General features: G+C 48.2%; 8 protein-coding genes and 2 tRNA genes. 7 read left to right on the forward strand and 3 right to left on the reverse strand.

All coding sequences use genetic code 11. The annotated features are described in order from the left end of the window. The first annotated feature begins 6 nt into the window (after positions 1-6). Positions 7-3,141 (forward strand): SusC/RagA family TonB-linked outer membrane protein, encoded by a 3,135-nt coding sequence (locus ACO1NU_RS13665; protein ID WP_448819049.1) that lies wholly within the window; start codon positions 7-9, stop codon positions 3,139-3,141. A gap of 6 nt (positions 3,142-3,147) precedes the next feature. Next, positions 3,148-4,830: a RagB/SusD family nutrient uptake outer membrane protein gene (locus tag ACO1NU_RS13670; RefSeq protein WP_448819050.1), complete on the forward strand. Its 1,683-nt coding sequence runs from the start codon at positions 3,148-3,150 to the stop codon at positions 4,828-4,830. 49 nt (positions 4,831-4,879) lie between these two features. On the opposite strand, the gene ACO1NU_RS13675 is transcribed toward ACO1NU_RS13670, so the two are convergent. After that, the gene (locus ACO1NU_RS13675; protein ID WP_448819051.1) at positions 4,880-5,989 is read right to left on the reverse strand and encodes an MBL fold metallo-hydrolase; all 1,110 of its coding nucleotides are present in this window, start codon (positions 5,987-5,989) and stop codon (positions 4,880-4,882) included. Positions 5,990-6,238: 249 nt separating this feature from the next. Here ACO1NU_RS13675 and ACO1NU_RS13680 point away from each other — a divergent pair, with 249 nt between their 5' ends. Beyond that, a complete protein-coding gene (locus ACO1NU_RS13680; RefSeq protein ID WP_448819052.1) occupies positions 6,239-6,673 on the forward strand; it encodes a DUF1810 domain-containing protein in 435 nt (144 codons plus the stop codon). Between the two features lie 40 nt (positions 6,674-6,713). Here the strand turns inward: ACO1NU_RS13680 and ACO1NU_RS13685 are convergent. Further along, positions 6,714-6,797, reverse strand: a tRNA-Leu gene (locus ACO1NU_RS13685). 11 nt (positions 6,798-6,808) lie between these two features. Continuing rightward, positions 6,809-6,895: transfer RNA gene (locus ACO1NU_RS13690), tRNA-Leu, on the reverse strand. Between the two features lie 296 nt (positions 6,896-7,191). On the opposite strand from ACO1NU_RS13690, the gene ACO1NU_RS13695 reads away from it, so the two are divergent. Genes ACO1NU_RS13695 through ACO1NU_RS13710 form a run of 4 tightly spaced genes read left to right on the forward strand, consistent with a single transcriptional unit; the run spans position 7,192 to position 15,946 of the window. Continuing rightward, positions 7,192-9,954 carry an alpha-d-galacturonidase gene (locus ACO1NU_RS13695; RefSeq protein ID WP_448819053.1) on the forward strand — a complete coding sequence of 921 codons (2,763 nt, stop codon included), beginning with the start codon at positions 7,192-7,194 and terminating at the stop codon, positions 9,952-9,954. 37 nt (positions 9,955-9,991) lie between these two features. Next, positions 9,992-11,557: an MGH1-like glycoside hydrolase domain-containing protein gene (locus ACO1NU_RS13700; protein WP_448819054.1), complete on the forward strand. Its 1,566-nt coding sequence runs from the start codon at positions 9,992-9,994 to the stop codon at positions 11,555-11,557. 1 nt (position 11,558) lies between these two features. Then, complete coding sequence (locus ACO1NU_RS13705) at positions 11,559-13,127, forward strand: glycoside hydrolase family 28 protein (RefSeq protein WP_448819055.1); 1,569 nt, start codon at positions 11,559-11,561, stop codon at positions 13,125-13,127. After that, a complete protein-coding gene (locus tag ACO1NU_RS13710) occupies positions 13,127-15,946 on the forward strand; it encodes a glycosyl hydrolase family 95 catalytic domain-containing protein (RefSeq protein WP_448819056.1) in 2,820 nt (939 codons plus the stop codon). Before ACO1NU_RS13705 ends, ACO1NU_RS13710 begins: the two co-directional genes overlap by 1 nt.

Consider the following 15,946-nt stretch of genomic DNA (forward strand, 5'->3'; position numbering starts at 1 on the left):
ACAATTATGAAACGACAGATACCTGATGTCCTTGTCCTTTATGGAAAGAGGAACAAGATCTTATTTTCTTTAGCGCTCCTGCTGATGCTATCAACCAGCGTTCTGGCAATAGGAAGCGGCAAATCCTTAGTGTTAACCGGACAGGGGATCCCGGTTAGCGGTAAAGTCACCGATGAGAGCGGAGCTCCCTTACCGGGTGTAAGTATCCTCGTCAAAGGTGCGACCGGCGGAGCCTCTACCGACGCCAATGGTATGTACAGGCTGAATGTTCCTTCGGGCACCAGCGTATTAACCTTTTCGTTTATCGGATATGTAACGCGGGAACTTCCTGTACGCAATCAAGGTGTGATCAACGTACAGCTGCAACCTGAGTCCAAATCCCTGAACGAGGTTGTCGTGGTAGGCTACGGTACTCAGAAACGAGCAACGCTTACAGGTTCCGTTTCGGAGGTGAAAGGTGCTGAATTAGTAAAGAGCCCTCAGCCCAACCTGTCGAACTCTCTGGCCGGACGCTTTTCGGGCGTCATCGCTACTAACCGGGGCGGCGAACCCGGCTATGATGCTTCTGAAATACGCATCAGAGGAATCTCGACCACCGGGAACAAAGACGTTCTCGTTGTTGTAGACGGTGTTCCGGGGCAGATAGGCGGCTTCGAACGACTAGATCCCAATGATATCGAGAGTGTAACCGTCCTGAAAGATGCTTCCGCGTCTGTTTACGGAAGCAGGGCAGCAAACGGTGTAATCCTGGTCACAACCAAGCGGGGTACTGCCGGGAAGCCTTCAGTGTCATACAGCTTCAATCAGGGCTTTTCTTCGCCCACGCGTCTTCCGGAAATGGCTGATGCAGCCACCTATGCGGCTATTGTAAATGAAATTAATTACTACAATAATCCCGGCGGCGGCATGAATCAGTTCTACACGGAAGAGCAGATTGCGCGTTTCCGTGACGGATCTGATCCGACAAACTACCCAAACACCGACTGGATCAAGACGACTCTGAGAAGTTCGGCTCCGCAAAATCAGCATAATCTTTCTGTTAACGGCGGTACTGACAATACGAAATACTTCATGTCTCTCGGTACTATCAATCAGGAGGGTATTTACAAAGAAGGGGCTACCAAATACAAACAATACAACCTGCGGTCCAATATAGATGCCAATATCACCGACGACTTCAAAATCGGCCTCTCTTTATCAGGTCGCCAGGAAGACAGACGCTTCCCGACCGCTGGCGCGGGTGATATTTTCAGGTCGATATACCGTGCTTACCCCACGGTGATTGCCACCTATCCCAATGGATACCCCTCAACAGGGATCGAAAATAATAACCCCGTTATGATGGTAACAGATGCAGGCGGACTGATCAAAAACCCTCGCTTATTTTTCAATGGGATCTTACGTGCAAGCTATGCGATTCCGTTTGTAAGCGGACTATCCGTGGATGGATTCTATGCGCTTGATAAGAGCCAGTTTTCTCAACGGAGCTTTACTACCCCTTATCTGGTTTATTCCTACAACAGCACCACCGATGCTTACTCATCCAGAACGGTAGGGGAGCCCAGGGCCGCACTAACGCAGATGCAGGAAAATTCAACCCTGTCGACAGCCAACCTGAAGCTGAACTATCAAAAGACGTTTAATGGCCATAGTGTAAACAGTTTCGTGGCTTACGAGCAGAGTGAGAGAACGCTTGAACACTTTGAAGCAGGTCGTCGTAACTTCCCCACAACCCTAACGCCTGAGCTCTCTCAGGGAGGTACCGATCCTACAGACCGCACCAACTCAGGATTTAGCTGGAGAGAGAGCCGCGTCAGCTTTATCGGTCGCGCGAATTATAACTATCAGCAGAAATACCTGGCCGAAGTGCAGCTACGTGTGGACGGCTCTTCTATTTTTCCACGCGATAACAGATACGGCTATTTCCCGGGTGTATCCGCAGGTTGGAGGATATCCGAAGAGGGCTGGTTTAAAGAGCGCATCAGATTCGTGAATGACCTTAAATTCAGGGCTTCATATGGCCAGCTTGGTGGAGATAATGTAGGCAGAAACCAGTTTATCAACAACTACTCTTTTAATAACCAATATACGCTCGGAACAGGCGTTTACCCTGGTCTCGATCTCGTCAAACTTGCCAACACGGCTATCACCTGGGAGAAATCCACGAAAACAGATGTCGGTCTGAATGCCACATTGTTCAAGGATATCAGTCTCGAGTTTATTTATTTCAACGAGAAGAGAACAGATATCCTGATGGCCCGTAATGCATCAGTGCCAGGCCTGACCGGTATTGTGAATCCTTTTGATGCCGACCCTCTCGTACCTTCAGAGAATATCGGCCGTGTAGATAACAAAGGGGTGGAAGCCACCCTGGGATACACGCATCGCGGGGACTTCACTTATGGTATTTCCGGAAATATCACCTACGCGAAGAGCGAGGTGCGCTTTAGGGATGAATCTCCGGCGGTATTAGATCATCAACGTCAGACTGGAAGACCCCTGGATACCTACCTGCTGTATGAATCATTAGGTATTTTCAGAACCCAGGAAGAGCTGAATGCCTATCCTCACGTTCCTGGAGCTCAGGTAGGCGATCTGAAGTACCGCGACTTTAACAATGATGGGAAGATTACCGCAGATGACCAGATCAGAACGGACTTCAGCAATATACCACAGATTACCTATGGTATCAACCTGAATGCGGGTTATAAGAACTTCGATCTTTCAGCTGTGTTCTCCGGACAGGGCCGCGTCAGACAGTATGTGCTTACAGAAGCCGGAACGGTAGGGAACTTTTACAGTACATGGGCCGACAATAGATGGAGCCCGTCCAATACCACTGGAACTTATCCCCGTGTGCCCGAACGCGCTTCTGCTGCCATCAGCGGCGGTCTTTACCGCAACGACTTTTGGTTGTTTAACACCGCTTTCTTCCGCCTGAAAAACATCGAACTGGGATATACGCTTCCGAAAGCTGCCCTCGATAAGATTAAGATGCAGGGAATCCGCGTCTACGCAAGTGCCTTCAACGTCTTTACAGTGAGTAAAGTCAAAGATTTTGACCCTGAAGGAAGTCAGGAAAGCGGACAGTTCTATCCTCAGCAAAGAATCATCAACCTGGGTGTTAACGTTAAATTTTAATGAATTATGAAATCTACAAAAGGATTACGATCCTCCCTTTATATATCCTTGCTGGCTGTTTCTATAGCATCTTGCAAGAATGACTTTTTAGATGTCACACCGACAGACCGTGTGACGGATGCCGCGATCGTCGGAGATTCTACGCTTTTTGAATCTTTCGTCATCAACCGTTATCTGGGAGCAAGAATAACAGATAAGGAGGCCGAAGGAACGCTTCCAGGCTTCGGACGTGGGTTCGAATATGCCATGTGGAGCTCTCTGACCGACGAGTCTCTCTACAATAATGATGATAATACCTGGTTGGTTCAGAGAGGGCAGTTGTCCCCTGAGAATACTGGTATCGCAGGGACGCTCTGGTCCCGGAGCTACAGAAGCATCCGCGAGGTAAACTATGCATTGGCTAATGTGGACAAGGTACAGATGAGTGCAGCGCATAAAGACCGTTTGATTGCCGAGCTGAAGTTTATCCGCGCATTCCGTTACCACGATCTCATCAGAAACTATGGAGGAGTACCGCTGATTGGCGATAAGGTCTACAACCTGGAAGATGATTTCTCAGATCCAGCATTGTACAAGCGGGCTACTATCACCGAATGTATTAACTATGCGGTCTCACAACTTGACGAAGCTGCTGCGGTATTGCCTCTGGCAAATAGCACCAGCTGGCTCAACGGGCGCGCTACCAAGGGCGCTGCTTTGGCCCTCAAGTCGCGTCTTCTCCTGTATGCCGCCAGTCCCCTCTACAACTCCGGCTCATGGGAACAGGCAGCCGCTGCCGCTAAAGCAGTCATGGATCTGAATCGCTATGGCCTGCATTCCAACTATCAGAACCTTTTCATCAATCCTGGTAATAGTAATGAAGTAATCTTCGCACGCTATTATACGATCGGTTCACGCCACGTACCCATGGAAATAGCGAATGGCCCTAACGGCTATGATGGCTGGGGTGGTAACCTGCCCATGCAGAACTTAGTTGATGCATACGAAACCACTGCGGGACTTTCTATCACGGATCCTGCCTCTGGATACGACCCGCAAAATCCATACGCCAACCGTGATCCGAGACTGACGGCAACCGTATTGTACAACGGAGCGCCTTATCGTGGCCGGAACCTGGAAACCTTCGTACCAGGTGGCCAGGATAGTAAAGATGGGCCCTCAAACTGGAATACTTCCAAAACAGGTTATTACCTTCGGAAATTCGTTGACGAGAGCATGCCCATAAATAATCCATGGAATGTAGCGGGACTGCAGCCCTGGATATATTTCCGCTATGCTGAAATTCTGCTCAACTATGCTGAAGCGCAGAACGAAGCTGTAGGTCCTGATCAGACTGTATATGCAGCTATCAATGCCATTCGCGGACGTACAGGCGTATCCCTGCCAGCGCTCCCTGCGGGGCTCACTAAAGAACAGATGAGGCAGCGCATTATTCGCGAACGTCAGGTTGAACTGGCCTTTGAGGAGCATCGATTCTATGATGTTCGTCGATGGAAGATCGCAGATGTAACCGAGAATGTTCCCGTTTATGGTATCACGATCACCAAGCAAGCGAATGGAACGCTACGTTATGAAAGAAAGATAGCACTGGAGGGTAGGGCATTCCTGCCACAACACTACTGGCTTCCTATCCCGAGAGCGGAGATCCAGGCTTCCAACAATCAGCTTGTTCAGAATCCGAATTACTAAAGCTGCCCGGTTAAACAAAGAGAGGCTCTGCATTGCAGAGCCTCTCTTGTTATTTTACACCAATCCACCAATGCTTAAATTGTTGATCTTCGTCGTCAAGATTAACTATTTCTCCAATCATGGGGGTAAGGAGGGATTGTCCTGAAGCTTTGTTGAGCTCAGTCAATTTGGAGAGCGGTTCATACCAGGCGTGGAGGGCCAGCGCAAACTTGCCCGAGTGAACCGGTAATATCCGTCGGGCTCCAAGTTCTCTTCCTGCACGCAATACTTCCTCAGGCATCATATGGATATATTTCCAGGCTATATTGTATTGTCCATTTTCCAATATGGCCAGGTCAAAGCCACCAAACTTCTTTCCAATTTCTTTGAAATGTTCATCATAGCCACTATCGCCGCCTAAAAAGATCTTCTTTGATGGCGTTTCCAGTACATAAGAGGTCCAGAGTGTATTATTCGAAAAGAGGCTCCTTCCAGAGAAATGCCGTGCAGGAGTAAAGTGCATGGTTATATCTTCGTCCAGAGCAACCTGATCTCCCCAGTCTTTTTCAATCAGCTGCTCCGGTTCATACCCCCAAGTCTCAAAATGGGCGCCCACACCTAATGCGCAGATCACTTTTCCCACCCGGCCTTTCAGCTCCCTGATTGTTTCGTAATCAAGATGGTCATAGTGATCGTGGGTGATGACCAGATAGTCAATGTACGGAAGATCTTTGGTTGTATAGGATGCCGAGCCCTTGAAGGCTTTGTTCGTGAGATTAAATGGCGCAGCATAATCCTTAAGTACCGGATCTACCAGAATACTTTTTCCGTCTATCTGCATCCAGTAGGAGGAATGCCCGAACCAAACCAGCGCATTCGCCTCTTTCGGAATATGTTTCAGGTCTGTTCGTATAAACGGGATGCTGTCTTCCGGCGCAACATGTTCCTTCTGCCCGAAAAAGAAGTTATACAGCACGGTTGGGTAACTATGGCTTTCTGTGAGTGCTGGCGTGGGACTTAGATTCTGAAATTTTCCCTCCCGGTAACTGGGTGATTTTTGGATCAGCTCCAAACGCGCGCCCGCAGGTCTCGCTCCAAAAACATCTCTGCTAAGAATAATCACAGCAAGGATAGCGACCGCTATCAGGACGAAAAGTATGATCAGCATTATCTTCTTCATTTATAAATGCATTCGCGAGGATATCGCGGAATGCGGCTGCAAAAATGCTTTAATTTTTCGTGCGTGACAACGAGTTCGAAAGAAAAGACAGTTGGCTGTCATTTCAGCGTTCCGGTATGATCGTCTAATACAGGCCAGGTCCGGATTTACGCACAAAAGTTCCCGTTCCTGTGCATCTGCCGATATTGATGCAAACACCGCTGTGCTTATCTTGTTATAGTGCTGTATTTCAAATAATCACGATAGAATATGACTTCTGCCTATAACCTGGAAAGATTCGTCAGCGCCCAGGAAAACGACTATGAATCCGCTCTTTCTGAGATCACCAACGGTCGTAAACGCAGCCACTGGATGTGGTACATCTTCCCTCAGATCCAGGGTCTCGGATTCAGTCAGACCTCCCGTTTTTACGCCTTGAAGGATCTTCAGGAAGCCGAAGCTTTTCTAGACCACGAAGTCCTGGGGAGCAGATTATTGCGCATTACGAGCGAATTGCTTCAGTTGGAAGAAAGCGATGCCCACCAGATCTTTGGCTCTCCGGACGATCTGAAGCTCAAATCATCCATGACCTTGTTTGCTTCGGTCGACGGCGCAGATCCTGTATTTCAGGCGGTTCTGGATAAGTTTTTTAACGGGGCTAAGGATACTAAGACGCTGAGTTTGATTGGTCAGCAGAATCTATAAATGAAAAAAGGAAAGATCGCTTTCGCGTCTTTCCTTTTCGTGTCCGAGATGAGATTCGAACTCACACACCCGTACAGGCGCCACCCCCTCAAGGTGGTGCGTCTACCAATTTCGCCACCCGGACTTCTTAATGCTTGGTGCCCGAGGAGAGACTCGAACTCTCAAGGGACAATTCCCAACGGCTTCTGAGACCGCAACGTTTACCAATTTCGCCACCCGGGCATTAAGGAGAGCAAATATAGGACGTTGATTTAAAAGTGCAATGCTTTTCTATAAAAAGATTACTGGCCAGGAGCTGACTGCTTGTCTCATAGGCTAATAAATTTTCATCTTCGCACAGTAGCCCTCTCCCGGAGCCCTTGTCGTCTGTCACAGCATTGTTAATCCCTAAGATAACATGCTATAGTATGATGGGAATTTTGTACAAGAAAGAACCAATGCTTGCATTTAATTTTGAAGACTGATAATTGTAACCTGAATATCAGTTAACCTAATTAAGAAACAAGATTAAATTATAGATGAGGAATTTTATTTACTTGTGTTGTGCATTCTTGATATGGTGCGGAAGCCCGGCATCTGCAGCGTTGCCAACGTCTCAGAAGGAAAATATTGATATTGTCATTCAAAAAAATGCACATCAGCGTATTCAGTTTGGTGCCAGAAAAGTTGCCGAAGCACTAAACGAAGCAGGGTATAAAACTAAAATTCAGCACCAGAATCACTTCCAGTCCCGGGCCAACACGATCCTGATCGCAGAAAAGAATACCCCTCAGGGCGCAAATCTTCTGAAGCTTGAAGGTTCAGGGAACAACAGTCTTAATCATAAGGAAGGCTTTTTGCTGAACTCACATCAAAACAATAAGGCAGTCATCGTCGGAGCCGACGCTACCGGTGCACTTTATGGCTGTCTGGAGCTTATCGAGCAAATTGCCGGATCTTCAAAATTGCCTCAATCTCTTAGCCTGAGCGACCACCCCGAAATGGTTTTGAGAGGTACCAGCATCGGTATGCAGAAGCCTACTGAGCTTCCCGGAAGAGGCATGTACGAGTACCCATACACACCCGAGGATTTTCCATGGTTCTATGATAAGTCGCTCTGGATCAAATATCTTGATATGATGGTGGAGAACCGCTACAATTCTCTTTATCTCTGGAATGGTCATCCTTTTTCTTCATTGGTGAAAGTAAAGGAATATCCCTATGCACTTGAAGTGTCTGAAGAGACCTTTAAAAAGAACGAAGAGGTTTTTCGCTTTCTGACGGAGGAGGCAGACAAGCGTGGTATCTGGGTGATTCAGATGTTCTACAATATTATCATTCCAAAGCCTTTTGCAGAGAAGCATGGTCTTGCCACCCAAGATCGTAACCGTCCCATTATCCCCATCATTGCTGATTATACGCGCAAATCTATCGCGGCCTTCGTGGAGAAATATCCCAACGTAGGTTTGCTTGTAACGCTCGGTGAAGCTATGGAAGGAACTGGTCAGGATGACGTTGACTGGTTTACTGAAACCATCATCCCCGGCGTGAAGGATGGCCTACGCGCATTAAAAACAGACATGCAGCCGCCTATCGTGCTTCGTGCACATGATACAGATGCCCCAAGGGTTATGAAAGAATCATTGCCCATCTACAAGAACCTGTATACGATGGCGAAGTTCAATGGCGAAGCCCTGACAACCTATACACCTCGCGGATCATGGGCAGAACTGCACCGGAGGCTCAGCCGCATCGGTACTGTCCACGTTCAAAACGTACACATCCTCGCGAATCTGGAGCCTTTCCGCTACGGTTCTGCTGACTTTATACAGAAGTCGGTTCAGGCCATGCATGATATATACGAGTCGAACGCTATTCACATCTATCCGCAGGCATCTTACTGGGATTGGCCATACGCAGCCGATAAGGCAAAAGATCGTCTCTATCAGGTTGACCGCGATGCAATATGGTATAAAGCCTGGGCCAGATATGCCTGGAACAGTCGCCGCGACCGCAATAATGAGGTTTCCTACTGGTCAGGCCAACTGGGAAATACCTTCGGTGCCGGTCAGAAGGCTGGTGAGAACATCCTGAAAGCATACGAAGAGACAGGAGAGATCGCACCAAAGCTGTTGCGCCGTTACGGTATTACCGACGGAAATCGCCAGACACTTACCCTGGGTATGACCATGACCCAGCTGATCAACCCTTTCCGCTATAATCTCTTCACCATGTTGTACGAGTCTGAAGCCCCGGAGGGTGAAATGATCATCGAGTACGCAGAGAAGGACTGGAATAAGCAGGCGCATATCGGTGAAACGCCTGTGCGGGTTGCAGATGAGGTGCTCGTACATGGAAGGAAAGCAATAGAAGCGATTGATGCTGCTTCTCAATCAGTAACCTTGAACAAAGATGAATTTGCCAGACTCAGGAACGACGTCTACAGCTATAACGAGCTTGCCGCTTTCTACTCCGCGAAGGTTCAGGCCGCTCTTTCCGTGTTGCGCTACAAATACTCAGAAGATATCGCAGACCTGGAGCGTGCGCTCCCGCTGCTTGAGAAGAGTGTAGTCCACTACAGAAAGCTGGCAGATCTTACAAAGGATACTTATCTCTATGCAAACAGTCTACAAACCAAACACCGAAAGATCCCTATGCGTGGGGTAGATGCCACTTATAAACACTGGGTAGAGGTGCTTCCGGTATATGAAAAAGAGCTTGCCCATTTCAGAAGAAGCATAGACTCGATGAAGAATCCTGCCGCCGCACAGGGAACCGCCAGGCTGACGGTCTACAGGAATGCTCCGGTCAAGCTGCTGAATTCCCGTCTCAAATTCTTTACGGTGCAGAAGGGAGCAAAGATCTATGCCGATACCAGCTTGCAGATTCAGGAATTTGCGCCTGAGATCGCCGGCTTAAAAGGTGTTCAGTTGTCGAAGAAGGATCAGGTGAAGAATGGTACCGCTATCGAGTTCAGCACAAGCCGGCCGGTAAAGGTCCTCGTAGGCTTCTATAATGAGAAACGCCCCGGTCTTCTCGGTCCTCCGGACCTGGAGCACGACGTGAGCGCTAATGATTTCGGGCAGTCTGAGATCAAGATAGCCAATGCCTTACTTGCAGGAACTTACGCACCGGTCAACGTCCACTCTTATTCTTTCCCTGTAGGGAAACATACACTGAAGCTGGCCAAAGGTGCCTGCGTGATTCTTGGATTTGTAGACGCAGGAGATCGCGTCCGCTTGTACGATGCAGGCATCGGCGTCAAGGGGAATAAGAAAGACATCGACTGGCTCTTTGAATAAAGAAGCTTAAACCGCGTTAAAAGATATACACACATATATGAACATAAGGATGAATAATATGCTTAAGTACTTTGGAGTCGCCTTTCTGGCCGTCTTGTTGGGGAAAGACGTATCCGCTCAAAGCAAAGCCCGTATATTAAACACAGATCAACTCAGGGAGTACACGCAGTATTTCAACTCGCTGGATAGTGAAGATGTTAAAAACTATGTGCCCAATGCACAAACGTTCGACTGGCTCTCTAAAAATGTGCCCTTATTTGAATGTCCTGATTCTGCCATGCAAAAGGTCTATTATTACCGCTGGTGGACTTTCAGGAAGCATCTTAAAGAAACTCCTGCTGGTTTCATCTTTACCGAATTTATCACGCCCGTAAAGCATGCCGGAAAATACAATGCGATCAGCAGTGGACTAGGTCACCAGGTCTATGAAGGCCGCTGGATTCATAATCCGGAATATATCAACCAGTATCTGGATTTCTGGTTGCTGAAAGACAAAACTTTCGCAGCGCCCAGATTCCATGCATTCAGCAGCTGGGTTGATGATGCAGTTTATAACCTGTATCTGGTAAACCAGGATAAAAACTACGTAAAACACATCCTGCCTGCCCTGACAGAAGATTATGCCGTCTGGGAAAACGAAAGGCAAGCTCCAAGCGGCCTGTTCTGGCAGTACGATGTGAAAGATGCGATGGAAGAATCTGTGAGCGGGGGACGTAAAGTGAAGAACAGACGTCCTTCTATCAACAGCTATATGTATGGTAATGCACTTGCAATAGCGAAGATGGCCGATCTTTTTGGTCAGGACAGCCTCAAAAACACCTACAACCGCAAGGCCGCATCCATTAAAAAACTGGTCGTAGACAGCCTTTGGGATAAAAACCGGAAATTCTTCAGCGCTAAGCTGGAAGTAGATGGCTCCCTGGCGCCTCGTGAGGCTATCGGCTTTATTCCATGGTATTTCAACCTGGCACCTGATACGAAAGAATTCGCCAAGGCCTGGCTTCAGGTAACTGATACAGCCGGTTTTGATGCGCCATGGGGACTTACTACTGCTGAACGCAGAGAACCTACCTTCCGTACTCGTGGTTCGGGTCACGGGTGTGAGTGGGACGGTGCTATCTGGCCATTTGCCACCACTCAAACCCTTAAAGGATTATCCAACTTTCTGACGAACTATAAGAAAACCAGCACCAGTTCTCCCGCTGTTTTCTTTGATGAAATGAAGCAGTATGCACTTTCTCATACGTTCAATGGAGAAATTTATCTGGGAGAGTATCAGGATGAGAAAACAGGTTACTGGCTGAAAGGCGACCACCCGAGAAGTCGTTTCTACAACCACTCAGGTTATTGCGACCTGATCATTAATGATCTCGTCGGACTGAAGCCTTCGGACGATAATATCCTGCGTATCCAGCCTTTGATCCCACAGAACCAGTGGGATTGGTTCTGTCTCGATAACGTGCTCTATCACGGAAAGATCATTACTGTCCTTTGGGATAAAACAGGTGAGAAATATGGAAAAGGAAAGGGATTTCGCGTGTTTGCTGATGGCAAACAGATCATGTATTCAGCAAAATTAAAAGAAGTTAAAGCTAAATTATAAAATGAAAAGGTACGCTAAGTTAAGTTTGATTCTGACCTTGATCGTAACGTGTTTCTACGTTACTACTGCTTCGGCTCAGGATTATTATAATGTTTTAAAGTACGGTGCAAAGAATGACAGCAGTAAGCTGGCTACAGAATCCATTAAGAAGGCCATCGCGGCGGCATCAAAGGCAGGCGGCGGTACCGTTTATTTTCCGGCAGGAAAATATCTCACCGGTCCCATCCACCTGAAGAGCAATATCACCATTTTCATTGACGCAGGAGCTGAGCTTCATTTCAGCGATAACTTCGACCACTATCTTCCTATGGTAAAAAGCCGTTGGGAAGGTACAGACGTAATGAACTTTTCACCTTTGTTCTATGCCATAGATGCAGAGAATATTGCCATCAAAGGCCGTGGTCTTATTGACGGTCATGGCAAGAAATGGTGGGCATATTCTGAGGTTCACGTAAAGAAGATTCCAACCTCTCGCTGGCAGGAAGAGTTCAAGCGTCTGAACAAAGATGTACTGGCTCCGGATCTTCCGGGCTGGATCGAGCGCGGATTTCTGCGTCCTCCTTTCATCCAGATGATGAACTGCAAAAACGTGCTGATCGAAGGTATAAAAATTCAAAACTCACCATTCTGGACCATCAATCCCCAGTATTGTGATAATGTAACCATTACCAAGGTGACGATTGATAATCCGCCTTCTCCAAATACCGATGGTATCAACCCTGAATCGTGCCGCAACGTACATATTTCAGACTGCCATATCAGTGTAGGCGACGATTGTATCACTATCAAATCCGGTAAAGACCGCTCAGGAAGAAAATCAAATGTTCCTGCAGAGAACCATACCATTACCAATTGCACCATGTTAAGAGGTCACGGTGGTGTAGTTATCGGAAGTGAGATGTCAGGCGGTGTGAAAAAGATCACCATTTCAAACTGCGTATTCGATGGTACTGACCGTGGTTTACGTATCAAAACTGCCCGTGGAAGGGGAGGTGTAGTAGAGGATATCCGCGTAGATAACGTAATCATGAAGAACATCCGTGATCAGGCAATCGTTCTCGACATGCAGTACGCTAAAACTACTGTAGAGCCGGTATCTGAACGTACTCCTGCTTTCCGCAATATTCATTTCAGCAATATTACTGCGCAGGGCAACCAGGCAGCCTACCTGAATGGTCTGGAGGAAATGCCGATTGAAAATATCTCCTTCAACGATATCAACATGGATGTAAAAACCGGATTTGTCGTGAAGATGTCTAAAGACATTGAGTTTCACAACGTTCGCATTAACGCCCAGAAGGGCGCGGTTGTACAGGCAGAAAATGTTGTCGGCCTGGAACTCAATGGCGTTAAATCACAGAAGCCAGTTGCCGGTGAGGCCGTTGTTGAACTCAACAACGTGGAAGACGTGTTCATCCATAACGCCTTTCCAGCAAAGGGAACAGATGTTTACCTGAAAGCAAAAGGTGCGAAAACAAACGGTGTCGTAGGTAAAGCAAACCACTTCGGAAACGTGAAGACGGTTGTCACCCAGGAATCTGATGTGAAGGAAAAAATAAAGTTAGATTAATGATAAAATATCCGCGTTTAGCGCTCAGTTTTGTGTTTGCAGGCCTGTCCTTTGGCAACCTGCAGGCACAAGACCTTAAATTGTGGTATAACCAGCCAGCACAGCAGTGGACCGATGCGCTCCCTCTGGGCAATGGCCGTATAGGGGCCATGGTCTTTGGTGGTGTAAACCAGGAGCATATTCAGTTCAATGAGGAAACACTCTGGACCGGATCACCCAGAGAGTACAACATGCCCGACGGGGCGAAGTACCTGAATGAAATACGTCAGTTGCTGTTTGCCGGCAAGCAGCGTCAGGCAGAAGAACTTGCCGCCAGGCATTTTATGGGCCTGAAGTCGAAAGAAGAAGAAAGGGCTCCCTGGTTAGCAAAAGTCAGAGACCTGAAAAAGCTTAAAGAGGATCCTTCATCTGCAAGTATTAACGATCGCAACTGGAAAACCATTCAGCTGCCAGCCATAAACGGATGGGAAACCGTTGGACTGGAAGGGGTCGACGGTGCCGTATGGCTTCGGAATTCATTCGTTCTCCCGGATAGCTGGATAGGAAAGGACCTGGTCTTCGACCTTGGCAAGATACGTGATCACGATTTTACATATGTCAACGGCCAGCTTGTGGGAACAACCGACAATGCCTCCGATGGCAGGAGATATGTGGTGGCCGCCGGCAAGCTGCGCAAAGGGCTTAACCATATTTCCATTCAGGTGCTAAACTACTTCGACAAAGGCGGACTGGTCGGCTATAAAGACGTTACTCGTCCCCTTATGGTCTATCCCCAGGGTGCATCCGAGGCTCAGGCCCTTAAGCTGAGCAAGACCTGGAAATACAAGATCCAGGATGATAATCCGCCACTCGTGGGGGCTTATCAGGCCAGCTACCAGCCATTCGGCGATATCATGCTGACGTTCCCTGCTTCCCGGAGCAAAGCTTCCGCTTACAAACGGGAGCTTGACCTCAGCACTGCGATCTCACGCACCACATACGTGTCTGATGGTGTTCGCTATACGCGTGAGTATTTTGTCAGCCAGCCTGACCAAGTTATCGTTGTTCGGTTGACAGCAGACAAAAAGAAATCCATATCCTTCCAGGCAGGCCTGAGAAGTTCTCATAAACAATCAGCCGTTCGCGTAACCGGCCCTAATTCGCTCAGCCTGGCTGTCCAGGTAAAAGATGGCGCCCTGAAAGGGGAGAGCATCTTAAAGGTACAGGCCACAGGCGGTAAAACAATAGCGAAGGATGGTCAGATCGCAGTGAGCAAAGCCGATGAGGTGCTTATCTACCTTAGTGCTGCCACCAACTACAAGGACTACAAAGATGTATCCGGTAACCCCGCTGCGATTGCAAAAGCAGACATGGATAAGTTGGCGAAACGGAGCTATTCCGACCTTAGGGAGGCTCATTTAAAAGAGTACCAGCAATACTTCAACAGGTTGTCTGTTAACTTTGGATCCTCTCCGCAGAGCGCGCTGCCTACAGACCAGCGCATCGAGCAGTTTGCCCGCGATAATGACCTTGCTTTAGCAGCTTTATATCTGCAGTACGGAAGATATCTGCTCATCTCAACCTCCCGTCCCGGCACGCGTCCAGCCAACCTGCAGGGTATCTGGAACGATCTCCTAACACCGTCGTGGGGCAGCAAGTACACCACCAACATCAACCTGGAGATGAACTACTGGCCTGCTGAGGGACTGAATCTTTCCGAGATGCATGAGCCCCTTTTTGATATGATCAGCGAGCTCAGTGAAACTGGTGCTGAAACGGCAAAGAAATACTACAACGCCCCGGGATTCGTGGTACACCACAATACCGATATATGGAGAGGTACCGCACCGATCAACAACTCCAACCACGGCATCTGGGTAACTGGGGGAGCCTGGTTGAGTACGCACCTCTGGGAACACTATAATTTCAGCCAGGACAAGGAGTTTTTGAAAAATAAAGCCTATCCGCTGATGCGTCAGCTTGCTCTGTTCTTCAACTCCTACCTGGTTAAAGATCCGCAGACCGGATTTCTGGTCAGTGGACCTACCAACTCTCCCGAACAGGGCGGATTGGTTATGGGGACGGCGATGGACCACCAGATTATCCGCGACCTCTACAATGCATGCATCCGTGCTTCAGAGATCCTGAATACCGATGCAGAACTTCGCAAGGTTATGAAGAGCAACCGCGACCGACTGACACCAAATAAGATCGGTCGGTACGGACAGTTACAGGAGTGGACTGTAGATATTGACGATACCACCAACAAGCATCGTCATGTTTCCCATTTATGGGGAGTACACCCTGGTGCTGATATCACCTGGGATAAAGATCCTGAAATGATGAAGGCTGCCAGACAGTCGCTCATCTACAGAGGTGATGAAGGTACAGGATGGAGCCTGGCATGGAAGATTAACTTCTGGTCGCGCTTCAAAGACGGCAATCACGCTTGGAAAATGGTTCACATGCTGATCAGTCCTGCTGCAAAAGGTGGAGGTTCTTACGTCAACCTCTTCGACGCGCATCCGCCGTTCCAGATCGACGGGAACTTCGGAGGAGCCGCAGGAATAGCTGAAATGCTGCTTCAAAGTCACTCCGGCTATCTTGACCTGCTGCCTGCACTTCCCTCAGCACTTCGCGACGGGGAGATCAAAGGCTTGCGTGCCCGCGGAGGTTTCGAAGTCGACGTGAAATGGCAGAACGGCAAGCTGTCTGCTCTGGAGGTATTATCCACGGCCGGCAACAGCTGCACGATCAAATATCAGGGAAGGGAATTGACCTTTCCAACAGTACGCGGAAAACGATATACCATCAATGCCGCATTACAATTAATGAAATAA

The sequence above is a fragment of the Arcticibacter sp. genome (genome assembly GCF_053551015.1).